Origin of the sequence: Faecalibacterium sp. 7, assembly GCF_049562865.1 — a bacterium.
GTDB lineage: Bacteria > Bacillota > Clostridia > Oscillospirales > Ruminococcaceae > Faecalibacterium > Faecalibacterium wellingii.
Window position 1 is genome coordinate 213,066 of sequence record NZ_CP186911.1, and the last position, 23,282, is coordinate 236,347.

Below are 23,282 nucleotides of genomic sequence, written 5' to 3' on the forward strand. Positions count from 1 at the left end.
CACACCTCCTCAGTTGGCAGCAGCCGAAGCGGAATAGCTGGATACGCTCTCGATGCGCACCATGTACTGCTCCACCAGACGCTCTGCCGCACGCATGCCCTTCCAGCCCACGGAAGCACGCTGGTTCAGCGGGTCGTCGCCGTAGCCCAGCTGCTTGACGATGTGCTCCAGACCGCCGCCCTCCAGCTCGGTAACACCGTAGGCATGGGCACCCAGCACCAGCGTACCGAACACAGCCAGACCGGTGGGGCAGGTGTCATCCTTCCAGATCTTGGCCTCGCTGGTCTCGATAAAGCGGATATTGCCCAGCTTGCCGATCTCGCCACGGAACATGGTGTCCGGGTCGGCGTACTTGTGCACCTCAATGAACTCCTTGCTGGTCTTGAGGTCGTAGGCGGCATAGGGGTGGATGATGGCGATGTAGCTGTCGCCGATGGGGTCCGCATTCATGGCACCCAGCTGTGCCGCCGCCTGGAAGAACAGCTTCGGGGTCAGGGTGCAGGTCTTGTCCAGCGCCTTGCGGCTGGTCACAGCAGTCTCGGCACCGTCTGCACCCAGCTTGGGCGCATAGATGACATTGGTGCCGCCTGCCAGCACATCGCGGGTGATGCTGTCCATGGTGCGGCCCGCCTGACTTGCCAGCACACGGGTGGCCTGCACCACATTGTTGTCGATGGCAGTCATCTGCAGCACATCGGTCAGCGGGGTCCAGCCGCCGTACTGGTGCAGGTCGCTGGTGATGGTGGTCACGTTCAGGGTCTGACCATTGGGGGTCACGCCCTCAGTCAGCGGAGTGGACGCCTTGGGCAGGCTGTCATACTTGCGGAACTCGATGGTCTTGCCGCCGTTCTGGGGCACCGGGTAGTAGTCCGCAAACTGGTCGTGCACCAGACGCGGCTCTGCCTGATCGATGAGACGCTTCTCATAGAAGGTCTTCATTTCCTGCGACATGGTCGCGGTGGTGTTCAGGTTCTCGGCAAACAGCTGGATGTTGAAAGTGTGGTTCATAGTCTGGTTCCTTTCTCTTGTCAAAACGTTACAGTTCGATCTGTGCTCCGTGGAGCACACGGCGTTCCAGTGCTTCGCGCTGGGCGCGGGTCATGCTGGCAACATCCGGGCGGACGGTGGCCGCACCGCCGGGACGGATGCCGTTTTCGGTGGGCCGTGCGGCGCGCTGCTGGATCCGCTCCACCACGCCCTGTTCCACCGCCTGTGCAGCGGTGCGCAGGTTTTCGTCGTAATGGGCCAGACGGTAAGCGTCCTGCACCCGCATCCCGGGCAGCTGCATCAGACGGCGCATTTCCGGGCTGCGCAGTTCCTTCTGCAAATTGAAGTCCGGCTGGCTGCGGCGTATGGCCGCTTCTTCTGCCGCCCAGCGGGCGTGCAGGCCCTGCACTGCCGTCCGGGTGCTGCAGGCAAGGCCGGACAGCGTTGGCAGTTCCGGGCGCTGAACGGGCGGCTCAGGCCGGGCTTCCGGTTCCGGCTGGGGCGCAGCGGGCACGGCAGGGGCGGCTTCACCGGGCTTCATGGTGCCGGAAGCGACTGCCTGCCGGGTCTGTGCTTCGCTCAGGGCCGGGGGAGCAGGGGCGGTATCGCCGCCTTCATTTGCAAACAGCTGCAGGTCCATCATGCTCTTCTCGCCCCGGCGGCTCACATCCGCAAAGCGGACATTCTCCGGATAGCGTTCAGCCAGCAGTGCAAAGCAGGCCTTGGCCAGTTCAAAGGCACCCTGCACCCATTCTGCGCAGGGCGCGTCTGCCTGCACCGCCAGACGCGGGCCGTCCGGCTCGTCAAAGGCATCGCTGCGGGCACTCTCTTCGCCTGCCAGCAGACACACAAGCCCCTGCATCACGGTGCTGGCACCGGCGCACACGATGTCCTGCCCGGCAGGCGCATAGCCTGCGTGACCGGCAGCTTCCAACCGGCAGTTGATCCCGGCCGGGGTATCCATTTCGCTGTAAACAACCTTCATCATAAAAATTCACCTCCTTTTCAATGTAGATCCATGGCTCTTGCAGCAGCGGCCACCGGCAGTGCGCTGCCAAGACCCGCCAGTTTTGTGGCTGCAGCCTGCCCGTTTTTCTGCGTGAACGCGCTGCTCACGCTGCGGGTCAGGCCATCGGCATCGCTTTGGCCGCTGCCCTGCATCTCGATCACTGCCGCCATCCGCACCATCTGGTCCTGCAGCTGTGCCAGCTGCTGGGCAAGGGTGCCGTTCTGCCGCACCCGCTGGCGCACCTTCTCGATGCCTTCAAAATCCATCATGTCCAGTGCCGCAAGGGCGGCATCGGAATTTTCCGGCTTGAAAAAGCCCAGCTGATAGCATTCTTTTGCGGTCTCGTTCTGGGAAAGGCGGCTGAAGGTGCTCTTCTTGGCGGCGCTGACCACGATATCAAAGACCGGTTCCCGGCTGCCCAGCTCCACGCCGCCCACGCTGCCGCCGGGCACAGCCCGCAGTGCCTGCGCCGAGAAGGGCACGAACCGGTTCTCGCCGCTCTCGCCCACGATGCGGAACACCCGCTGCTCGTCGTAGAACTGGCGCATCAGCTCGATGATCAGGTAGCACTGCTTGGCAAAGGCGCGGTAGGCACTCTTGAGCATATCGCGGGAAAGCTTTGAGCCTGCCTCCTGCAAGGCCGCAATGGCGCTGGCTGCGGTCACACCGCCGGCGGTGCCGCCCTGCGTCATATCCCGGTTGCCGCTGATCTCCTTCAGCTCCTCAATGCGGCTCTGGCGGTAGCTCAGGCTGTTGCCCTGCAGGCCGGCCGTCTGCAGGGGACGGAAGCTGTCGTCGTTCAGACGGCCCACCACATGCACGATGTCCCGGCTGAAATCGGCCAGCTCTTCCTCGTTGACCCCTGCCGTGTCGCTGAGCACGTACCGCTGCTTTGCGCTCAGCAGCACGTTCTCGTCCATGGCATGGTTCATCTTGTCAATGGCCGTCTGGCAGTCCTTCATCACATCGATGTATCCAAAGCCCGCCGGGCTGTCCTCCTCCACGAACAGCGGGTCAAATACAAAGGGGTACTGTCCGTGGTCGTACAGGCCCCTTTCTGCCAGCGCCGGGTCGTTCTGGCTGGCGTACAGCACCACGCCGTTGCAGAACTTGCAGTAGTGCAGCACCATGCGGCCACTGGCATCCGGCCGCTTATAGTACCAGTCCACCACCACGCTCTTGGTGCTGGTGTCCTGCCCTTCATCGTGGATGTACCGAGGCACATCCAGCACACTGGCGGTGCGGCCCCGCAGCTGCGGATACCGGGCGCTCAGCTGGGCCGTATCCTCCAGGCTCAGGCTGAAAAAGTCCGGCGACGCCTGAATATCTGCTGCGCCCGGCTCCCAGTAGAGCATCAGCAGGTTCACGCTGCGCACCGCAATGTCGCCGATGCCGCCGCGCATTGCCGGGTCCCAGAAGATGCCGGTCACGCCGGTGCCTGTCTTGAGCTTGCGCCACCAGCAGTCGCTGTACACCTGCTCGTAGTCGGCCTGTTCCAGCACCACCGGCAATACGCTGGAAAGTGCCCGTGCGGTGTCCTCGTCATCTGCCGACCGGGGCAGCACGTTGGGCTCCGGGTAGTTGTCCATGGCGTCCGCATGCTTGTTGGCAATGCTGTTGAACAGCCATCCGCTGGAGGGCTGGGCCTTGCCGGGCATCATGGGGTTCTGGTAATTCTTCCAGTGGCCCATGCGGAACCACAGCTCGTTGTCCACAATGCGCTTGTCCAGCGCGGCCTTGCCCGCCTTGTAGCGCTGCAGCGTCTGCATGGCCTCGGCCACCTGTGCTTCGCCCACCGGCAGGCTCTCGTTCTCATAATCGTCCATCGCGTTTCTCCTTTAAATTCTGTAAAATCTTGCCTGTTTGTGCAGCTCCAGCGGGTCGTCCTGCAGGGGCGGCGCAGCACAGCGGCAGGGCGGACTGATGGGGTTTTCCATCAGCACATAGCGGCACTCGTCATAAATGTGATCCTCCTGCCGGGTGTCGATGTCCTCCACATTGCTCTCATCGTACACAAGGTTCGGGATGGTGCGGATGAAGTGTTTGCAGGTGTTGAAGACCTGCAGCATCGGCCTGCCGTCCGTGTCAAAGTTCAGCCGGTAGTGGAACTGCATCTTTCCGGCCAGACGGGTGTGGTCGCCGGGGGCCCAGTGCAAAAAGCAGGGTGCCCGCTCCATCATGGCAGCAATGCTCTCGCCGCGGCTCTCATCAAAGATGGCCGGGTCGGCAATGCCGTGGATCACCCTGCCCCGCAGCAGAGGGTCGTTCTGCTCTGCCTCCCGGATGCGCCGGGCCTGTTCCACCGGGTCGATGCGCAGGCCCTCGTTGGGGCGGCCCGTGCAGCCGTACAGCTCCCGGATACGGTAGAGCCGCCCGTCCTCATCCGCAGCGTACCACCCCACCGAGAAGGGCTTCGAGAAACCAAAATCGAACCCCCGGTAGATGGTCCAGTGCTTCGGGATGGTGAAGGGTGCGATCACATGCGTCCAGCGCTGATCCTGATAATGGGCCGGGTCGTTGCGCCACTCGGTGAACACCTGACCGCTGAAGCTGTCCCAGCTGCCATAGAGCAGGGCCTGCTTTTCCGCTTCCGGCATGCTGGCAAGGCTTGCAAGGTAGCCGGGATCGTTGGCCAGCAGGGCGGGGTTATCAAAGATGCTGGACGGGATGAACACCCGCGAGCGCTGCAGCTTCTGCTCGGTGCCGTCCGGCAGCCTGACTGTGTGTTCCTCCACAATGGGCGTACCGGGCGGTGCCGGCGTGATGAACCTTGCCTTCACCCACCCGTGGCCGATGCCGCCGGGATTGGTGGTGGCCCGCATGTACACCCGGGTGCCCGGGCCGGTGGGACGGTTGCGGCTCATCATGTAGCTGTACTCTTCCCATTCAAAGTGGGTCAGCTCGTCAAAGCCGATAAAATCAAAGGCTTTGCCCTGATAGTTGGTGCGGTCCTTGGTGTACTGCATGGAGCCAAAATAGATCTTTGCCCCGCTGGGGAAGTTCCACACATGGGTGGTGGCGTTGTACTGCGCCTGCGGAAAAGCCCTGCGGTAGTACATCTGGCTTTTGTCCACCAGATCGGAAAGCTGCGGGTAGGTCTTGCGCAGGATCAGCGCCCGGTAGTGTGGGATGTGCACCTGCCGCAGCGCTTCAATGATGAGCGCATCGCTTTTTCCGCCGCCTGCCGCACCGCCATACAATGCTTCCGGCTCCGGACGGCGCATGAACTCGGCCTGTCTGGGCTGAGGCCGCCAGACCACCGGCGCTCTTGCTTCCTGTGTGCTCATGTTTCTTCCTCCACGGGTGGCAGGATCAACCACGCCGCATCCTGTGCCCTCTGTCTGCGTGCCCTGATCGTTCAGGGTCTTGGCCACAGCGGCCAGTAGATCCTTGAGCACCGCCGTGGCCTCCTTGAGGCCCTTGATGGTGCTGCCGTCTGCCGCGCCGGTTTTCTTTGCTGCCTTTTGGCGGGCATTCAGCTCCCGTACCTCCTGCGCCAGCAGGGTGCTCAGGGTGTCGGTGGCCCGGCTCAGGCTTTCCAGCCCTTTGGCCTGTTTTATCTGCCCCATGGTGTAGGTATCAGCTCCTTTCTGCCCCGATGTGCTGGGCTATGGCAAAAGGATACCACCGTCTGCCGCATTCCGACAGGGTGTACTTTTTCAGGGCCAAACAGTATATTCAATTCGCAAAAATCCATGCAGTATAACAAAGTTGTATTTTAAACAACGTTATACTGTCATTTTTTGAAAGCAGTGTATTTTTCCACGCGAAACCTGTGGCAAATCTCCCGGAAACGTTTAAAGTCATACTCATTTGCGATTTTTGGACAAAAAATGAAAAAAGTGTGTTTATTTTGTGGACAAATCCAAGCGGAACATGCTACAATAGATTTTGTTCTTTCCCGCCGCACGCACCGGCGGGATGTTTTGGGAGCTGTGTTTATAAGCAGGGTGTGCCGAACGGATGCGGGCAACCCCCTTCAGGCGGTGTGCTGTGTTTATGAAAACGGCTTCTTATTTAAAATCAGGAGGTTCTTCATGTTAGAAAACATCTTTCATCTGAAAGAAAACCACACCGATGCCAAGACCGAGATCATGGCTGGTATCACCACCTTCATGACCATGGCCTACATCCTTGCGGTCAACCCCAATATCCTGTCCGCCTCGGGCATGGATTCCGAGGCTGTTCTGATTGCCACCGCGCTGGCATCCTTTGTTGGAACTGCGCTTATGGCGCTGCTTGCCAACTATCCGTTTGCACTGGCACCCGGCATGGGCCTGAACGCCTACTTCTCCTACACGGTCGTTCTCACCATGGGTTACAGCTGGCAGCTGGCCCTGATGGCCGTCTTTGTGGAGGGCATCATCTTCATCGTGCTGTCCCTGACCAATGTCCGTGAGGGCATCTTCAACGCCATTCCCATGACCCTGAAGAGCGCCGTCAGCGTGGGCATTGGCCTGTTCGTTGCTTTTGTCGGTCTGCAGAACGCAAAGCTGATCGTCAACAGCGATTCCACCCTCGTCACCTACCAGCACTTCAAGGGCGAGACCTTTTCCAGCGTGGGCATGGGCGCGATCCTTGCCCTGTTGGGTATCGTGATCACCGCCATCCTGCTGGTAAAGAAGGTCAAGGGCGGCATCCTGTACGGCATCCTTATCACATGGGTGCTGGGCATCCTCTGCGAGATCGCCGGCATCTATGTTCCCAACCCCGACGCAGGCATGTACTCCGTCATTCCCACCGCCTTCGTCAGCTTCGACTTCTCCGCGCTGGGCAAGACCTTTGGTCAGGTGTTCAAGACCGATTTCTCCGGCGTTGGCATCCTGAACTTCTTTGCCGTCATGTTCTCCTTCCTGTTCGTTGACCTGTTCGATACGCTGGGCACCCTGATCGGTGTTGCCTCCAAGGCCGACATGCTGGACGAGGACGGCAAGCTGCCCCACATCAAGGGCGCACTGATGGCCGACTCCATCGCCACCTGCGCAGGCGCTGTGCTGGGCACTTCCACCACCACCACCTTCGTGGAGAGCGCTTCCGGCGTCACCGAAGGCGGCCGCACCGGTCTGACCGCTATGACCACCGGCATCCTGTTCCTGCTGGCCACCATCTTCAGCCCGCTGTTCCTCACCATCCCGTCCTTTGCAACGGCTCCCGCCCTGATCATCGTGGGCTTCTACATGATGGGCTCTGCCGTCAAGATCGACTTCAACGACCCCAGCGAGGGCATCCCCGCCTTCCTCACCATTCTGGCCATGCCCACTGCCTACAGCATCTCTGAGGGCATCGCCATCGGCGTCATTTCCTGGACCATCATCAACGTCGTCTCCGGCAAGGCCAAGGAAAAGAAGATCAGCCCGCTGATGTACGTGCTGACCGTGCTGTTCATCCTCAAGTACGTGTTCCTCTAAGCCGCTGATCTTACCGCAAGCAAAAAAGCTCCCGTCCTGATGATGGACGGGAGCTTTTTTGCTTCCTGTGATCCGGAACAGCCTGCGCATTCGCTCCGGGCTGTCCGGCGTGGAACTATTCTTTTTTAGTGATCAGAGTTATTTGCGCCGCGGGTGGATATGCACTTCCGGGATCGCTACGTTATCGTAGTGGATCGGCTTATCTGCCGCCGGAGTACCGTCCGCATCCGTATGATGTGCCACCTTGCCGGTATGGATCTCCGGCAAGGCCACGGTTTCTTCCTCATGGGGATGCTCCTGCTTTTTTCCGAGCCACGTTTTCAGATGGTGATAAAGCGACATTGCACGTCTCCTTTCCCGGTGCGGCTCTCCGCCCGGACCGCCAGATACACTCAGATAAAATTGATGAACACCGTAATGACCAAACTGTTCAGGAAGTCCGCAAACAGACTGCCCACCAGCGGGATCAGCAGATACGCCTTGACCGAGGGCGAATATTTATCGCAGATGGCCTGCATGTTGGCCATGGCGTTGGGCGTTGCACCCATGCCAAAGCCGCAGGTGCCGGATACGATGACCGCCGCATCGTAATCGCGGCCCATGATGTTGAACACCACCAGCACCACATACAGGATCATGAACAGGGTCTGCCCGGCCAGCAGTACGATCAGCGGCAGGGCCAGCTCTGCCAGCTGCCACAGCTTCAGGGTGATCATCGCCATGCCCAGGAACAGCGAAAGGCAGATGCCGCCAATATCGTTGATCTCGCCCATATACACGGTGTACTGGCCGCTGTATTCGCCCACATTGCGGATGATCGCCGCCGCGATCATGGCACCGATATAGATGGGGAAGGTCATGCCCGTCAGGCTCAGAAGTCTGGACAGCACCGTGCCGATGCCCATGGCGACGATCAGTTGAAAGCTTGCCGCCGGGTACATGGTAGTGTGGCGCTCGTGCTTCATTTCTTCTTCCACCAGCAGGCTGTCATCCTCCGGTACCACCGTGGCCAGCAGGTTGTGCCGCTCAATGAGCATCTTGCCGATGGGGCCGCCCATCATGCTGCCTGCGATCAGGCCATAGGTGGCCGCTGCCGTGCACAGGGTGGTGGCCCCCTGAATGCCAAAGTCCTCCAGCACCGGGCCAAAGGCACCGGCGGTGCCGTGGCCGCCCACCATGGGGATGGAGCCGGTGCAAAGGCCCACCAGCGCATCCACGCCCAGCAGCTTTGCCAGCCCCACGGCCATAAAGTTCTGGCTGACGATCAGCACGATGACCACGCCCAGAAACACGATCATCGCTCTTCCGCCGCTTTTCAGCACCTTGAGGTTCGCCTGAAAGCCCACTGAGGTGAAGAACATCACCATGCAGACTTCCTTTAAAATATCATCAAATGCAAACTCGGCAACGCCGGTCACATAGCACACGCAGGTAAAAATGGCGAACAACACGCCGCCAATGACCGGGGCCGGAATGCAGAAGCGTTCCAGCACCTGCACCCTTGCCCGCAAAAACTTGCCCAGCATCAGCACCAGCACGGCAACGGCCAGTGTCTGATACATATCCAATTCGATCTTCATTGCTCTACTTTCCCTCAGTTCCCAGCCGTTTGATCGACCGTAATTCCTGCCGCCTTATAGTATGCGGCCGCGCCCGCATGGAACGGGATGCCAACGCCCTCTACTGCGTTTTCCTCCGGGTCCAGCGGGATGCCCAGCTGCTCTTCCAGCCCCTCCCGGCTGGAGAACAGAAGCTGTGTCAGCTGCTGCACCTGCTTTGCGGGCAGCGCGTTGCTGGCCAGCAGAACGGCTTTCACACCCACCGTCTGCACCTCCTCCGTCTGGCCGGGATAGGTGCCTGTCGGCAGCGTGACCGTGTTGTAGGCGCTGTAAGCGCTCATCAGGCGCTGTGCCGCCGCGCCGTCCACCTTCAGCAGCCGGATGCCGCACTCGCCTGCCAGAGCGGTCAGCACCGGGCTGGGCGCACCCACCGTCATAAAGATGGCATCCACCCTGCCCGCCTTCAGCTGGGCAGCGGCATCCTCATAGTTCAGGTTTACCATGCTCACCATCTTGTCGTTCAGACCATAGGCAGATAAAATCTGCAGCGCGTTCTGCTCCGAGCCGGATTCTTCCGCGCCAATGCTCACCGTCCTGCCGTGCAGGTCCTCAATGGACCGGATGTCGGAACCCGCCCGCACCACCACCTGACAGGTCTCGGTGTACAGCGCCGCCACGGCACCAAAGCCGCGGTCCTCCTCCTCGTCGGCAAAGATGCCGGTCTGGTCATAGGCATCCTGCACAAGGTCTGCCTGTGCAATGGCCAGCTGCAGGTATTCGCCGGTCAGCAGGCGCAGGTTCGCTGCGGAACCGGCGGTAGCCTTCAGCTCCACCTGCCCGTTGTCCGTCTCGTTTTCCAATGCTGCGAACCGCTCACCAAACTCCCGGTAGATGCCGCCCTCGCCAGCCACACCGAAGCGCAGCCGTTTGGCCTTTTCTGTCGATGCACATCCGCTCAGAACCGCAGCTGCCAGCAGAATGCCTGCCAGTGCCGCCGCGAGCCATTTCTTTTTCAAAATCACCACTCCTCTTCCTGCCGCCGCAGTGCGGCAGAGCTTTTATCCTAAATTATACGCATATTGCGGATGAAATGCAATCACCTGCTGCAGAAAAGGAATGCACTTACCCTCCGAACAGCCCGAAGAAGCTGGTATGGGTCACCCCCAGCACAAGGAACAGTGCGATCAGTGCAAACAGTACCCCGATGATAATATCCATCTGGTGCACTGTCAGCGGAAAATGGTCGTACATTTTTTCCTTCGCATTCACAAAGTTTTTGTCGCCGTTGTTCAGCAGGCTCTTTTTTCCTTCCTCAAAGTCTGCCTTCCGGTCTGCCAGCTCCGCCTGTTCCTGCGCCAGCTGTGCTTCCCGGGCCGCAAGGGCAGCTTCCCGCCGGGCAAGCTCAGCCTCGCGCTCTTCGGGCGTCTGTTTTTCCTGTGCCATAACGTACCTCCTGATGGTGTTTTTATTATAATACCACACAAATGCAGATAAAAAAAGCGGGCCGCCTGCCCAAAAGCAGACGACCCACAGAAAAAGCTCTTACTTCTTTGCCAGATACTTGCGGATATCGATGGCCACAGCCACAATGATGACCAGGCCCTGAACGATGTAGGTGTAGGAGGAGTTCACGTTCATGAACTGCAGAGCCACCTTCATCAGCTCAAAGACCAGAACGCCGACCAGAACGCCGGGAACAGTACCAACGCCGCCGGTGGTGGAAACACCGCCGATGGTGCAGGCTGCGATGGCGTCCAGCTCATAGCCCATTGCAGTGTTGACGGATGCGCCGCCGGACTTTGCAGCCAGCAGGCAGCCTGCCAGACCGAACATGCAGGAGGCCAGGATGTAGATGCGGATCTTGGTAGCGTGCACGTTGACACCGGCCACCTCAGCAGCAGCTTCGTTGCCGCCGATGGCGTACATGTACTTGCCGTGGCGGGTCTTGTTGTACAGGAACCAGAAGCATGCAGCCACCACCAGTGCAATCCAAATCAGCACAGGCACACCGATGATGGTATTGGAGGCCAGAGAGGTGAAGTTTTTGTTCAAAGAGCCGATGGGGGTACCGCCGGTGTACACAAGGCAGATACCGTAGACCACCTGCTGCATACCCAAGGTAGCAATGAAGGGCTGCACCTTCAGGTAGCTGACCACCAGTCCGTTGCACAGACCCACGATGGCGCAGATGGCAATGACCAGAATGAACACCACGGGGGTGGACAGGGTGGGCATATTGGGGTAGAACTTGCCGGAAGCGCCTTCGGTCTGCGCAAAAATGCAGGCCAGACATGCGGCAAAACCAGCCAGACGGCCAGCGGACAGGTCGTTACCGGTGGTGATCAGACAGCCGGAAATGCCCAAAGCGATGATGTAGCGGATGGACACGTTCTTGAACAGGTTGATCATGTTGGTGCCGGAGAAGAAGTTGGGGTGCATGATGCCAACGATCAGAGTGATGGCCAGCATCATCATAATAATGGCGTTGTTGCTGAGCCACTTGCCCACAGCCTTGCCATTCAATTTTTTGGTAGCTTCCACGATAGACAGCCTCCTTATTTACTGATTTGCCGCAGCGGTGGGTGCGGTCTCGAACTGGGTAGCCAGTGCCATGATGTTTTCCTGCGTAGCGTCCTTGCCGTCGATAAAGCCGGTGATACGGCCATCGCACATGACCATGACACGGTTGGACATACCGATGATCTCGCTCATTTCGGAGGAGATCATGATAATGCTCTTGCCCTGCTTGGCCAAATCGGCGATGATGCAGTAAATTTCATACTTTGCACCGACGTCGATGCCGCGGGTAGGCTCGTCCAGAATGAGAACATCGGGGTTGTTGGCCAGCCAGCGGGCGATCAGCACCTTCTGCTGGTTGCCGCCGGAAAGGCTCTTGATCTGGGTCTTGGGGCTGGGTACCTTGATGGCCATCTTTTCCTTGTTGGTAGCCACCAGATCCAGGATCTTCTTGTTGTCCAGCATGATGGGGCCCTTGCGCAGGGCATCCAGCGATGCAATGGAGATGTTATCCGCAACACTCAGCACACCCATGATGCCGGTGGCACGGCGGTCCTCGGTCAGCAGAGCCACGCTCTTCTGGATGGCGTCGCGGGGCTGCTTGATGTTCACCTCTTCGCCCTTGATCCACACCTTACCGGAGGTATGGGCACGCAGGCCGAAGATGCCTTCCATCAGCTCGGTGCGCTGTGCGCCCACCAGACCAGCCACGCCCAGGATCTCGCCTTTTTTGATCTCAAAGCTGCAGTGGCGGAAGGAACGCGGATGGATGGAGGTAAAGTCCTCCACCTTCATCATGACCTCGTCCGAGGGATGGTTCTCCAGCGGGGGATACAGGTTCGACAGCTCACGGCCGACCATCTTTGCAATGATCTGCTCCTTGGTCATGTTGGCAACGTCCCACTTACCGATGTACTGGCCATCGCGCATGATGGTGACTTCGTCCGCGATCACCTTGATCTCGTCCATCTTGTGGCTGATATAGACCAGTGCCACGCCCAGAGCCTTCAGCTCGCGCATGATGCGGAACAGCGACTCAACTTCGTTTGCGGTCAGCGAGGAAGTGGGCTCGTCCAGGATCAGCACCTTGCAGTTTGCGGAAACAGCCTTTGCAATTTCCACCATCTGCATCTGTGCGATGCTCAGAGAGCCAAGCTTTGCATGAGGATTGATCTCCAGCTTCAGCTTTTTCAGCAGTTCCTCCGTATCCTTGTACATTTTGGCGTGATCCACCACCGTAACAGGGCCGTACTTTTTGATGGGGTAGCGGCCCAGCCAGATGTTCTCGGCCACAGTACGTGCCGGAATCGGCTGCAGTTCCTGATGCACCATGGCAATGCCGCGGTTCAGTGCATCCAGAGGGGTGGTGATGGTAACTTTTTCGCCCTCGTATTCAATTTCGCCCTCGTCCATCTTGTAAATGCCAAACATGCATTTCATCAGTGTGGACTTACCGGCGCCGTTTTCACCCATCAGCGCCATGACCTTACCGGGGCGAAGCTCCAACTGGGCGTGATCCAGCGCTTTGACGCCGGGGAAGGTCTTGACCACGCCTTTCATTACCAGACGGTATTCTGACATTCCGCAGAGCCTCCTTGTCGTTTATCATCAGGCCGCAGAAAAACCTTTTTTTCAAAACAAGGCGCGTGCGCGGAGAATATTTCTCGCACGCACGCGCTTTATAGCTTTGTTCAAGCCGTCAAGGTCCACTGCGCACCTTGCATTGTTTCCGGAAACTTTGGTCTTACTTCACGTACTCGGAAGCGTTGTCCTTGGTCACCTTGACATAGTCGACCCAGTAGTACTGCTCGACCTTGGAGCCTTCAACGTACAGCTTGGTAGCCTCAGCAGCTGCGGTAGCCTGACCCACGTCGTCGTTCAGAACGGTACCGGTCATGTTGCCATCCAGAACGTCCTGAACAGCCTCAGCCAGTGCATCGACACCGACCAGATAGATGTCCTTGCCGACGGTGCGGCTTGCCTGCTGGATGGACTGCAGAGCGCCCAGTGCCATTGCGTCGTTGTTGCAGAAGACGACTTCGATCTTATCGCCGTACTGAGACAGAGCGTTTGCAACGTCCTGCTGAGCGGTGGTCTGATCCCAGTTGTCCAGGTACTCGTACAGGCACTCAACTTCCTTGCCTGCATCGGTCAGGGCCTTGATGGAGTACTCGGTGCGGTACTGAGCATCGATGTTCTCGGGGTCGCCCTTGCACATAATGTAGGTGATCTTGCCGTCGCCGTTGATATCGCCCTGAGTCTCGGTCTCCAGGATCAGCTCGCCCTGATAAGTACCGGACTGACGTGCGTCAGCACCAACGTAGCAGCACTTGTCTGCGTAGGAGTCCAGAACGCTCTTGTCGGGCTCACGGTTGATGAAGACGATAGGAGTCTCAGAGGGCTTGACGGTATCAACGATGGTCTGTGCGGAAGTGGTCTGCACGGGGTTGATGACCAGCACGTCCACGCCCTGCTGCAGGAAGGTGTTGATCTGCTCGGTCTGGGTGTTCTGGTCGTTCTTGCCGTCCATGATGGTGACGGAGTAGCCCATATCCTTCAGGTACTCTTCCAGATCGGAGCGGTACAGGGTCATGAAGTTATCAGCAAACTGATAGATGCACACGCCGATGTTGGCAGAGCCGTTGGTAGCAGCGGCAGAAGCAGCGGTGGAAGAAGCAACGCTGGAAGCAGCGGTGCTGGTGGAGGAAGAGCCGCCGCAGGCGGTCATAGCAGCAGTTGCACCAACAACAGCAGATGCCTTCAGGAAGTCACGACGCGAAATCATTTTCATAATAGTGTTCTCCTTCAATTCGTATCTCAGCATTTTCACAGGAGCATTCTTGCACGTTCCTGTAATTCCTGTTCGTATTATACCCTTGCAGAGCCCCCCTGTGCAAGAGAACAAGTTCACAAGATTGAAAGAGTTTTTTTGTGCCATTTCAACAAATGCTTTTTGGACTCGCCAATTTCTTTTCTCGAAACATCACAATTTTTCATGCATTTGCAACCTTCCTACAAAAGCAAAAAAATTATGTCATTTTTCTCTCAAAAAGATTACAAAATGTTGCATGGTCTCTTTTGGGGACGCCGTGCATTTCTTGTATATCTTGAAAAATATTTTCAGGGACAGTTCTGCCGTCACTTTTTGCGGTTTTGATCGCTTTTCCCGCAAATTTCTGCAAATATCTTCCGTTCCCGGCAATGCCGCGCATCGTATTTTGGCTCAAAAAAGCTCCCGGAAGGTCATACGGCCTTTTCCGGGAGCTCAGACAGTGGTTCTTTCAGTTTTACAGATGCAGCAGTGCCTTTGCAATGTTGAAGTATACCAGCAGCGTGGTGGTATCCACGATGGTGGTGATCAGGGGCGAAGCCATCACAGCGGGGTCTACGTGCAGCTTTTCTGCTGCCACGGGCAGGATGCCGCCGATGATCTGCGAGAGCAGGATGGTGCAGATCAGGGTCAGGCACACCACCAGTGCCACCGGAGCCGCAATGCGGTCGAACAGCAGCATCTTTGCAAAGTTGCACACCGCCAGCGTGCCGCCGCACAGCAGGGCCACACGGCTCTCGCGCCACAGGATGCGGGGCAGATCGTGGGGCTGGATATCGCCCACCGCCATGCCGCGGATGATGGTGGAGGTGCTCTGGCTGCCCGCGTTGCCGCCTGCATCGGTCAGCATGGGGATGTATGCAGTCAGCACGGTCACAGCGGCCAGTGCGTCCTCGTAGCCGCGAATGACCAGACTGGAGAAGGTGGCGCTGATCATCAGGAACAGCAGCCACGGCGCACGGCTCTTGTACAGGTCCCACATGCTCTGCTTGAAGTAGGGCTTGTCGGATGGGCCGATGGCGTTCATTTTTGCGATATCCTCGCTGGCCTCATCCTGCAGGATGCTGATGGCATCGTCAATGGTCACGATGCCCACCAGCCGGTTCTCGGCGTCCACTACCGGGATGGCCAGAAAGCCATATTTCTCGAACAGCTTGGAGACGTCCTCCTGATCCGTGGTGGTGCTCACGCTGACTACATTGGAATCCATCAGGTCCTTGATAGGCTCCTCCGTGTTCTTTGCCAGCACCAGCGCCCGCAGGGAGACCACACCCACCAACCTGCGGCTGCTGTCGGTCACATAGCAGTTGTTGATGGTCTCCTTATCAAAGCCGTTTTCCCGGATCGTGTCCATGGCCTGTGCCACGGTCATATCCGGCCGCAGCGCCATCAGCTCGGTGGTCATCACGCCGCCGGCCGAGTCCTCCGGATACTTGAGCAGCTCGTTGATCATGCGGCGGGTAGCGGGATCTGCCTGCGCCAGAATGCGCTTGACCACATTCGCAGGCATCTCCTCCACAAGGTCAGTGGCATCATCCACGAACAGTTCATCCACCACCGCCTTCAGCTCGGTATCGGTCAGGCCGTCGATGAGCTGCTGCTGGGCCGCGGGCGTCAGCTCGGCGAACACATCTGCCGCAAGGTCTTTGGGGCACAGACGGAACAGCACCGGGAGCTTTTCCGCAGGCAGATCCTCGAACACTGCAGCCAGATCGGGTGCAGGCAGAGTCTCCATCACGTCCCGCAGGCTCTGGTACTTTTTGGCATCATCCAGATTTGCCAGCATGGTCTTGAGGGTATCGATCGAAATTTCAGACATAAAAAAGCTGCCTCCTTTTCAGTGGCAGCTCTCGTTTCTTCTTTTCAGGGAACACAAACACGCACCGTGTGCATTCACACACAGCAGGGTCTGCGCAAAGCAGAAACGGCGGCTGCCATCCTATAAAGTAATCGGGGAGAAAGACTGCTGCTACTGCCAGCAGGTTCCATGACAACCACCTCGTTTTCCTGTTGTAAAAAGACACTTTTTGCCTTTTCCGCCCATTACTTTACCACTGCTTTTTTGCCGCGTCAACCCTGCTTTTAAAATTTTTCCGTTTCTTTACAAAAAGTAAAAGTGCCCGACGACATTTTTCGTATCATCAGGCACTTTTTAAAATTCATTTACAATGTTTCCACCGTATCAAACAATTCTTTTGCGGCTTCCACAGCATCCTTGCTGCCAAACACCACCCGCACGCCGTTTGCCATGGCGGCACCCAGCTCTGCGGCCTGCTCCTTCAGCAGGGCAGCATCCACAGCGCACAGGGCTCCGCGGTCGGCCGACACCATCTCGTCCGTGATGCCGCAGAAGTACCGGCGGTCGATCTCCCGGGCCTCGGCGCGGGGCTTGCGGGGAGTGTCCAGCTTGGCTGCGGCACCCACGATAAAATCGTTCAGATCTTTTTCGGTGTACTCCCGGGCTGCCAGTTCTGCCGGGCCTTTTGCAAAGGTGTCGTAGCTTTCCTTTACATGGGGGTCGCGGTAGGTGTACAGGTACTCCACGCCGTCCGAGGAGAGCATTCCGGTGCCGTAAGCGCCGCCCACCTCGCGGATACTGTGCCACAGGTATTCGTAGCTCATCACGCGGGCCAGCACCTTGCGGTCGCTGCGGCGCTCCATGGGCCACACCAGCACATCGTAGTTCACGCCGCCATCGATCACGAAGGCTTCATTCACCGGCGGGGTCAGCGGCTCGGTATAGGGTCTTGCCGCAGCACGGCCCTCGGCGGCAAAGCGGCTTTCCGGCAGCAGGGTGCGCAGTCTGGCAAAGGCATCCTCGCTGCCGTGCAGGCTGACGGTGAGCTGCGCGTGCTGCAGCACCTCGGTGCGCAGAGCATCCAGTTTTTCGCCCAAAGCGGCCCAGTTGCCCCGCTCCTGCACGCCGCACAGGAACTTATAGTAGCTCACGCCGCTGCAGCGCTCGCTCACCGCACCGTCCACCGTGTAGTGGGCACCGGCGCGGGTGGCTGCGTATACGTTGCCCTGCTGGATGAACTGCTGTTCCATGTTCAGCTTCTGCTGGCTCAGCACCCGGGCAAAGGCAGCTTCTGCCGCCGGGCCGGTGAGGATGGTGTCATACAGCCACTCGCCGCCCAGCTCCACTGCCTTATCCAGACTGCGTTCCAGAAGGCTCAGGCACAGGCTCAGCTTTGCGTGGCAGGGTGCGCCCTCCTGACGGCCGGTCCAGATGTCCAGCTGCACGCGGCTGTCGCCCAGCCATGTGCTGCGCAGGGTGTTCAGCTGCCGGGCGGTGTGACTGCTGCTGTCCAGTTCGTCCAGCACATCGGTCAGCAGATCAAGATACTGCATGTCCTCGGGCTTCACATTGCCGAGGTCATAGTAGAAATTCAGATACAGGCTGCCCGCCGAGGGGTGATGCAGCAGCTGTGCCCCGGCCAGCAGTTCCCGCGTTCCGGGTGCGGTCTTTGCGCCGTCGCCAAGGTCGGCGGCGGTCAGCGGGTGTTCCAGCACCAGCTTGCCGTCGGTGCGGACAGGCGCGTTCTCCTCGTCCTTTCCGGGCAGAGTGGGCACCTGCACCACCTGCACCGGGGCCGGTGCAAACAGCTCACGCAGCAGCTCATCGAACCAGCCGTCGGCCATCTTTTCCCGCAGGGAAGCAAACAGCCTGTCCGTGTGCAGCAGCAGAGCCGGGTCGCCGGTGTGCAGCCAGCCGGTGGAAGCGTTGATGGCATCCAGCACGCCGTCCGGCAGGCTGCCCGGGCGCTCAAGGGACGCAAACTCTGCCGCGTTCAGCGAGGCCAGCAGCAACTCCTGCGGGATGCCTTCGGCCAGAATGCCGTCCACAGCCTTGCGCACAGCGGCAGAGAACCGGCCTGCAGTCTCTCTGGTGGCACCGCGCAGCACCAGCTCCAGCACCGGCTGCAGGGTGCTGTCATCAAAGCCGATGTCGATATCCGCACCCAGCTTTTCCGCCAGCAGCGCGGCTTTCAGCGGCGAGTTGTTGGTGCCAAGCAAGGCGTCCAGCAGGACCTCCACGCCCAGCTGACGCTCCCGGTCCGCAAAGGCACCGGTGTACCATGCCAGTGCACACTGCACCTCGTCCGGCTCCGGGTTCTCCGTGTAGTAGGGCAGCTCCACGCAGGCTCCAGCCTGCTCGTCCTGCACGGTCAGCCGCGGACGGCTGGTGCCCTTGGGCATTTTAGAGAGATAATCCCTGTCCAGCAGTTCCAGCTTTTCAGCTATATCCATCCTGCCGTAAAGGGTAATGCAGCAATTGTCTGCACTGTAATGGCGGCGGTACACCCGCTTATATTTTTCGTAGGTCAGTGCCGGGATGCTGGCCGGGTCACCGCCGGAAACAAAGCCGTAGGCTGTATCCGGGAACATGGCCCGTTCCAGTGCATTTTCCAGCTGTGCATCCGGTGCGGCCAGCGCACCCTGCATCTCGTTGTACACCACTCCGCTCACGGTGCCGTCGGCACTGCGGTGCCAGCCCTCCTGCTCGAACACCGCCTTGTCCACCATAGCCAGCGGGCAGAACACCGCGTTCAGGTAGACGTCCATCAGGTTCTTGAAGTCGGTCTCGTTGGGGGTAGCAAAGGGATACACGGTCTTGTCCGGGAAGGTCATGGCATTGAGGAAGGATGCCATGCTGCTTTTGAGCAGCTGCAGAAACGGCGAAGTGACCGGGTACTTCTCGCTGCCCGCCAGCACCGAGTGTTCCAGAATGTGGAACACACCGGTGTCATCGGACGGGAAGGTACCGAATCCGATGCCGAATGCCTTATTGATATCTTCATTTTCCACCAGCAGCACGGTGGCACCGCTCACATCATGGGTGAGCACGGTCAGGGTCCCGTGCTGTTCCGGGCAGGGCTCGGTGCGCAGGGTGGTATAACCGGGAAATCGTTCCATTTCGTTTTCTCCTTTGCGGTTTTGAAGTCATTGCCCCTATTGTATCATTCGAGGGCGAAAAACACAATTACAGGTTTGTTAATTATAACCAGCAGAACGATTTAAAATGGCCTCCGTTACACTCTGGCCATATTCAGCGGAAATTTTATTTTTATTTCGCGTTTGTCGCGGCCTGCGGGCCGCTCCAAACGCACTTTCACGAATAGAGTCGCTGCCGAAAGCTGCATCTTTACTGCGCAATGGCAGCAAAATGCCGTTTGCCGTTACGCTCTTCCCGTAAAAAAGCAAATAAGCCAGCCCCGCAGGGCTGGCTTGTTCGCAAAATTATAAAACAATCTTTCCTCTGATATTGCCAGAGCAACCGCGTCGGCTGTTCTAAATCGTGTTATTACACCTGTTTTGCGTCCTCAGTCCTGCAGGAGACCCGGAACAGCACAAAGCCCACCGCAAACAGCACCGCCAGCATTCCGATGCCCACATTGGCGCTGCCGGTCAGCTGGCTGCCCACACTCACGATCATGGTGCCAAGGAAGGATGCGCCCTTGCCGCAGATATCGAACAGGCCGAAGTATTCGCCGGATTTCTCCACCGGGATGATCTTGGCAAAGTGGCTGCGGCTGAGCGCCTGCACGCCGCCCTGGAACATGCCCACCAGCACGGCCAGCACCCAGAACTGCCACTGGCTGGTCAGGAAGAAGGCGAACACCGCAATGCCGGTGTAGGCTGCGATGCAGACCGGGATAAGCTGGCTGGACGGATACTTTGCGCTCAGACGTCCAAAGATCAGCGCCGACGGGAAGGCCACGATCTGCGTCACCAGCAGGGCCAGCAAAAGGCCGGTGGTCTCCAGCCCCAGTGCCGTGCCGTAAGCGGTGGCCATATCGATGATGGTATACACGCCGTCGATGTAGCAGAAGAAGGCCAGCAGGAACCAGAACACCTGCTTATCCTCGTACAGGTGCTTGAGGGTGTGGCCGATGCGCACAAAGCTCTGCTGGATGGCGTGCTGTTTCACCTCCACATAGTTGATCTGCTTATACTTCCGCAGCAGCGGCAGGGTGGTGCCCAGCCACCACACGGCGGTGATGAGCAGTGCCACGGAAAGGGCGGTCATCTGGCTCAGGCCGATGGCCCCGCTGCCCAGCACCAGCGCCAGACACACCACAAAGGGCACGCAGCTGCCAATGTAGCCCCATGCATAGCCCTGCGAGGACACAACATCCATGCGTTCCGGGGTGGTCACATCGCCCAGCATGGAATCGTAGAACACCAGACTGCCCGAAAAGCCGATCTTTGCAAGGATGAAGATGAGCAGGAACGGCAGCCATGTCGTGGCAAGGCCCATAGCACAGCAGCCTGCCACGCCCACGAACAGGCAGAGCATGAAGATGGGCTTCTTGAAGCCTCTGGTGTCGGCCAGCGTGCCCAGAATGGGTCCCAGCACGGCGGTGATCACCGTGACCACCGAGCTTGCGTAGCCCCAGTAGGCCAGATAGTCCACCGAGCTCAGCCCGCCGGCCTCAGCCAGCGCGTTGAAGAAGATGGGCACCAGCGTTGCGATCATCAGCACAAAGGCCGAGTTGCCCACATCGTACAGGATCCACGCGCGTTCCAGCGGTGTCACCTTGAATTTTTCATGTTTCATCTTGTTTCCTCTCGCACCGCCGGGCGGTGCCCCCTCTTTTTAGATTTCACCATTTAAAATGGCCGCCGCTCACGTTCTGGCCATATTCAGCGGAAATTTTATTTTTATTTTCGTGTTTGTCGCGCTCTGCGGAACTTGTCGGGGCAAAGCCCCTCCATCTGCTAACGCAGACCGCTCGCCGCTTAAAAGCCCCACTGGGGCTTTCATTGCTGTGCAAACGCGGAGCGCTCCAAACACATTTTCACCAAAAGGGTCGCAGCGGGAAGCAGCATCTTTCCCTGCTGGCCTGCATCGACTTACTCAGAACTCCCCAAAGGTATGGTCGTAGGCCTTATCCAGCGGTTCGTCAGTATCAAGCTTTGCCATAAACTCCAGGATCAGCGTTTCTGCCAGCGGCAGAGCCTTGGCGTACAGTGCTTCCAGCTGCTTGCCGCTTTTCATGCACTTCGGGTTCGGCTGCGGATTTGCCACAAGGCCGTGCAGCATATCATATTTGCCCACCACCTTCATGCCGGTCAGCACCACCCAGCGCTTGACCGGGTTGGACGCCTGCAGGAGTCTGTGCACCGAGATCATGCCCTTGAGTGCTTCCAGCGCGGTCTGCTCCGAGATGCCCTCGTAGAACGGCGCAATGATCCCCGCATTCTTCTCCGACGGGTGGATATGGCTGGCCGTGAAAAACTTCAGCGGGTCGTATCCGTCCCGGCGCAGCAGCATGTTGTCGAACTCGGTCTCGATCTCGCAGTGGGTCACACCGCTTTCCCGGGTGAACTGCTCCACATAGGGATGACAGGTGCTGTCCAGCGCAAAATGGCAGACAAAGCCCAGCGCATAGGCCAGCGCAGCATCCCGGTCCGCCTCGCAGTGCACCACCCTGCGCGCCCGGTCAAAAAAGACCCGCCCCGGCTCCTCGTGCATGGCATTGCCCAGTGCACCCACCGGGTTGGACTTGGCCGCATGGTAATAAAACAGCAGGTCCGGCCCGTGCAGGCCGATATCGTAAAGCTCACGGTTCTGTTCCAGCTGAGCACGCAGTTCATCCGGCAGATGTTCCAGCACATTGGCGCCAAAGCGGCGGTGCGCATAGGTTGACGGCATGGCAGATTCCTCTCTTTCTCTCCGGCAGGGTGCACAAAACGTCCCCCGGTTTTTGCGTTCTGTTTCAGTATAGCAGAAAGTTTCCCGACCTTCTACCCTTTTACGTCTGATTTTGGTAAAAAATTTGAATTATTTTGTGTTTTCGGTGTCTGCAGGGCAGCCGGGCTGCCCATAAAAAGGACAAAAGGCAGCCGACCCTGCGGTCAGCTGCCTTTTCACTGGTTTTTACCCGTTGTTTTCGTATCCCTGCGGCATTTCGTTTTTGCGGTTACGATCCATCAGGGTGCGCAGAGCATCGCTGGCGCTCATGCCCTCCTTCACGATGGCGTTCACCGTCTGCACAATGGGCATTTCCACATTGTACTTTGCAGCCAGCTCCATAGCGGCAGGCAGTGCATTGATGCCCTCCACCACCATGCCGACTTCCTTGACGGCCTGCTCCGGACTTTCGCCCTTGCCGATCAGGATGCCGGCGCGGTTGTTGCGGCTGTGCATACTGGTGGCCGTCACGATCAGGTCGCCGATGCCGGCCAGACCCGCAAAGGTGTGGATGTTGCAGCCCATGGCCACGCCCAGCCGGGCGATCTCGGCAATGCCGCGGGTGATGAGGGCCGCGCGGGCGTTGTCACCGTAGCCAAGGCCGGTGGAGATGCCCACGCCCAGCGCGATCACGTTCTTCAGCGCACCGCTCAGCTCCACGCCTTTGATATCGGGGTTGGTGTACACCCGCATACAGGTGTTGCTGAACACGTCCTGCACAAATTCTGCAGCCTGTTCGTCCGGGCAGGCCGAAACGATAGTGGTGGGCATGTCCAGCGCCACCTCTTCGGCGTGGGTGGGGCCGGAGAGCGCTACCAGCTTTACTCCTTTGGGGCCGCCCTCACGGTTCAGCTCGTCGGCGATGACCTCGGTCATGGTATATAAGGTATCCGGCTCCATGCCCTTGGCAACGTCCACAAGGATTTGTCCGTCCGGGATATAGGGCCGGGCCTTGGCGGTGGTGGAGCGCACAAACACCGACGGCACTGCAAACAGCAGCACATCCTTGCCGGTGCAAACCTCCTCGATGCTCTTGGTGAACTGCAGCTCTGCCGGGATCTTCATGCCCGGCAGGTTGGGGTGCACCCGGGCAGCAGAAAGGCTGTCCACCTCGGCCGGCAGTGCCGACCACACCTGCACCTCATTGCCGCTGACGCACAGCATCCGTGCCAGCGCCATGCCCCAGGTGCCTGCGCCCAAAACGCCGATTTTTTTCTTTGTCACGTTCGTGTCCTCCGTGTCTGCACCGCACAGGGCAGCTGTGCCCGGCGGT

General features: G+C 58.8%; 18 protein-coding genes. 1 reads left to right on the top strand and 17 read right to left on the bottom strand.

Annotated elements, in window-relative coordinates; translation table 11 throughout:
- Positions 1-9: 9 nt before the first annotated feature.
- Genes ACKXF7_RS01260 through ACKXF7_RS01275 form a run of 4 tightly spaced genes read right to left on the bottom strand, consistent with a single transcriptional unit; the run spans position 10 to position 5,283 of the window.
- Entirely contained in the window at positions 10-1,008 is a 999-nt protein-coding gene (locus ACKXF7_RS01260; protein WP_423741914.1) for a N4-gp56 family major capsid protein, read from the bottom strand.
- Between the two features lie 28 nt (positions 1,009-1,036).
- On the bottom strand, positions 1,037-1,975 hold the full coding sequence (locus ACKXF7_RS01265) for a ribosomal-processing cysteine protease Prp (RefSeq protein ID WP_423741915.1): 939 nt from the start codon (positions 1,973-1,975) through the stop codon (positions 1,037-1,039).
- 17 nt (positions 1,976-1,992) lie between these two features.
- Positions 1,993-3,822 (bottom strand): portal protein, encoded by a 1,830-nt coding sequence (locus ACKXF7_RS01270; protein WP_418265563.1) that lies wholly within the window; start codon positions 3,820-3,822, stop codon positions 1,993-1,995.
- A gap of 12 nt (positions 3,823-3,834) precedes the next feature.
- A complete protein-coding gene (locus ACKXF7_RS01275) occupies positions 3,835-5,283 on the bottom strand; it encodes a phage terminase large subunit (RefSeq protein ID WP_423742593.1) in 1,449 nt (482 codons plus the stop codon).
- A gap of 750 nt (positions 5,284-6,033) precedes the next feature.
- Here ACKXF7_RS01275 and ACKXF7_RS01280 point away from each other — a divergent pair.
- Complete coding sequence (locus tag ACKXF7_RS01280) at positions 6,034-7,404, top strand: NCS2 family permease (protein ID WP_348584693.1); 1,371 nt, start codon at positions 6,034-6,036, stop codon at positions 7,402-7,404.
- A gap of 138 nt (positions 7,405-7,542) precedes the next feature.
- Here the strand turns inward: ACKXF7_RS01280 and ACKXF7_RS01285 are convergent, their stop codons facing one another.
- The 13 genes from ACKXF7_RS01285 to ACKXF7_RS01345 all read right to left on the bottom strand — a co-directional run bounded on the left by ACKXF7_RS01285 (position 7,543) and on the right by ACKXF7_RS01345 (position 23,233).
- Positions 7,543-7,746, bottom strand: coding sequence for a hypothetical protein (locus tag ACKXF7_RS01285; RefSeq protein ID WP_249238125.1), 204 nt, complete (start codon positions 7,744-7,746; stop codon positions 7,543-7,545).
- Positions 7,747-7,796: 50 nt separating this feature from the next.
- The gene (gene gltS / locus ACKXF7_RS01290; RefSeq protein WP_423741916.1) at positions 7,797-8,984 is read right to left on the bottom strand and encodes a sodium/glutamate symporter; all 1,188 of its coding nucleotides are present in this window, start codon (positions 8,982-8,984) and stop codon (positions 7,797-7,799) included.
- A 14-nt stretch (positions 8,985-8,998) separates the two neighbouring features.
- Positions 8,999-9,985 carry a TAXI family TRAP transporter solute-binding subunit gene (locus tag ACKXF7_RS01295; protein WP_423741917.1) on the bottom strand — a complete coding sequence of 329 codons (987 nt, stop codon included), beginning with the start codon at positions 9,983-9,985 and terminating at the stop codon, positions 8,999-9,001.
- Positions 9,986-10,085: 100 nt separating this feature from the next.
- Positions 10,086-10,406, bottom strand: a complete 321-nt coding sequence (locus ACKXF7_RS01300; RefSeq protein ID WP_423741918.1) for a hypothetical protein — start codon at positions 10,404-10,406, stop codon at positions 10,086-10,088.
- Positions 10,407-10,505: 99 nt separating this feature from the next.
- Positions 10,506-11,504, bottom strand: coding sequence for an ABC transporter permease subunit (locus tag ACKXF7_RS01305; RefSeq protein WP_120080912.1), 999 nt, complete (start codon positions 11,502-11,504; stop codon positions 10,506-10,508).
- Between the two features lie 18 nt (positions 11,505-11,522).
- Complete coding sequence (locus tag ACKXF7_RS01310; protein ID WP_423741919.1) at positions 11,523-13,061, bottom strand: sugar ABC transporter ATP-binding protein; 1,539 nt, start codon at positions 13,059-13,061, stop codon at positions 11,523-11,525.
- Between the two features lie 163 nt (positions 13,062-13,224).
- Entirely contained in the window at positions 13,225-14,271 is a 1,047-nt protein-coding gene (locus tag ACKXF7_RS01315; RefSeq protein WP_348584688.1) for a substrate-binding domain-containing protein, read from the bottom strand.
- Positions 14,272-14,509: 238 nt separating this feature from the next.
- Positions 14,510-14,707, bottom strand: a complete 198-nt coding sequence (locus tag ACKXF7_RS01320; protein WP_423741920.1) for a hypothetical protein — start codon at positions 14,705-14,707, stop codon at positions 14,510-14,512.
- A gap of 60 nt (positions 14,708-14,767) precedes the next feature.
- On the bottom strand, positions 14,768-16,129 hold the full coding sequence (gene mgtE, locus ACKXF7_RS01325) for a magnesium transporter (RefSeq protein WP_423741921.1): 1,362 nt from the start codon (positions 16,127-16,129) through the stop codon (positions 14,768-14,770).
- Between the two features lie 344 nt (positions 16,130-16,473).
- On the bottom strand, positions 16,474-19,227 hold the full coding sequence (locus tag ACKXF7_RS01330; protein ID WP_423741922.1) for an insulinase family protein: 2,754 nt from the start codon (positions 19,225-19,227) through the stop codon (positions 16,474-16,476).
- Between the two features lie 388 nt (positions 19,228-19,615).
- The gene (locus ACKXF7_RS01335) at positions 19,616-20,872 is read right to left on the bottom strand and encodes an MFS transporter (protein ID WP_423741923.1); all 1,257 of its coding nucleotides are present in this window, start codon (positions 20,870-20,872) and stop codon (positions 19,616-19,618) included.
- A 300-nt stretch (positions 20,873-21,172) separates the two neighbouring features.
- Complete coding sequence (locus tag ACKXF7_RS01340; RefSeq protein ID WP_348584682.1) at positions 21,173-21,970, bottom strand: zinc dependent phospholipase C family protein; 798 nt, start codon at positions 21,968-21,970, stop codon at positions 21,173-21,175.
- Positions 21,971-22,195: 225 nt separating this feature from the next.
- Complete coding sequence (locus ACKXF7_RS01345; RefSeq protein ID WP_418268251.1) at positions 22,196-23,233, bottom strand: NAD(P)H-dependent glycerol-3-phosphate dehydrogenase; 1,038 nt, start codon at positions 23,231-23,233, stop codon at positions 22,196-22,198.
- Positions 23,234-23,282 lie beyond the last annotated feature (49 nt).

Bases quoted from the DNA above. Each gene is read 5' to 3' on its own strand.
- ACKXF7_RS01260 (WP_423741914.1), bottom strand. From the start codon at position 1,008: ATGAACCACACTTTCAACATCCAGCTGTTTGCCGAGAACCTGAACACC.
- ACKXF7_RS01265 (WP_423741915.1), bottom strand. From the start codon at position 1,975: ATGATGAAGGTTGTTTACAGCGAAATGGATACCCCGGCCGGGATCAAC.
- ACKXF7_RS01270 (WP_418265563.1), bottom strand. From the start codon at position 3,822: ATGGACGATTATGAGAACGAGAGCCTGCCGGTGGGCGAAGCACAGGTG.
- ACKXF7_RS01275 (WP_423742593.1), bottom strand. From the start codon at position 5,283: ATGAGCACACAGGAAGCAAGAGCGCCGGTGGTCTGGCGGCCTCAGCCC.
- ACKXF7_RS01280 (WP_348584693.1), top strand. From the start codon at position 6,034: ATGTTAGAAAACATCTTTCATCTGAAAGAAAACCACACCGATGCCAAG.
- ACKXF7_RS01285 (WP_249238125.1), bottom strand. From the start codon at position 7,746: ATGTCGCTTTATCACCATCTGAAAACGTGGCTCGGAAAAAAGCAGGAG.
- gltS (WP_423741916.1), bottom strand. From the start codon at position 8,984: ATGAAGATCGAATTGGATATGTATCAGACACTGGCCGTTGCCGTGCTG.
- ACKXF7_RS01300 (WP_423741918.1), bottom strand. From the start codon at position 10,406: ATGGCACAGGAAAAACAGACGCCCGAAGAGCGCGAGGCTGAGCTTGCC.
- ACKXF7_RS01310 (WP_423741919.1), bottom strand. From the start codon at position 13,061: ATGTCAGAATACCGTCTGGTAATGAAAGGCGTGGTCAAGACCTTCCCC.
- ACKXF7_RS01315 (WP_348584688.1), bottom strand. From the start codon at position 14,271: ATGAAAATGATTTCGCGTCGTGACTTCCTGAAGGCATCTGCTGTTGTT.
- mgtE (WP_423741921.1), bottom strand. From the start codon at position 16,129: ATGTCTGAAATTTCGATCGATACCCTCAAGACCATGCTGGCAAATCTG.
- ACKXF7_RS01330 (WP_423741922.1), bottom strand. From the start codon at position 19,227: ATGGAACGATTTCCCGGTTATACCACCCTGCGCACCGAGCCCTGCCCG.
- ACKXF7_RS01335 (WP_423741923.1), bottom strand. From the start codon at position 20,872: ATGAAACATGAAAAATTCAAGGTGACACCGCTGGAACGCGCGTGGATC.
- ACKXF7_RS01340 (WP_348584682.1), bottom strand. From the start codon at position 21,970: ATGCCGTCAACCTATGCGCACCGCCGCTTTGGCGCCAATGTGCTGGAA.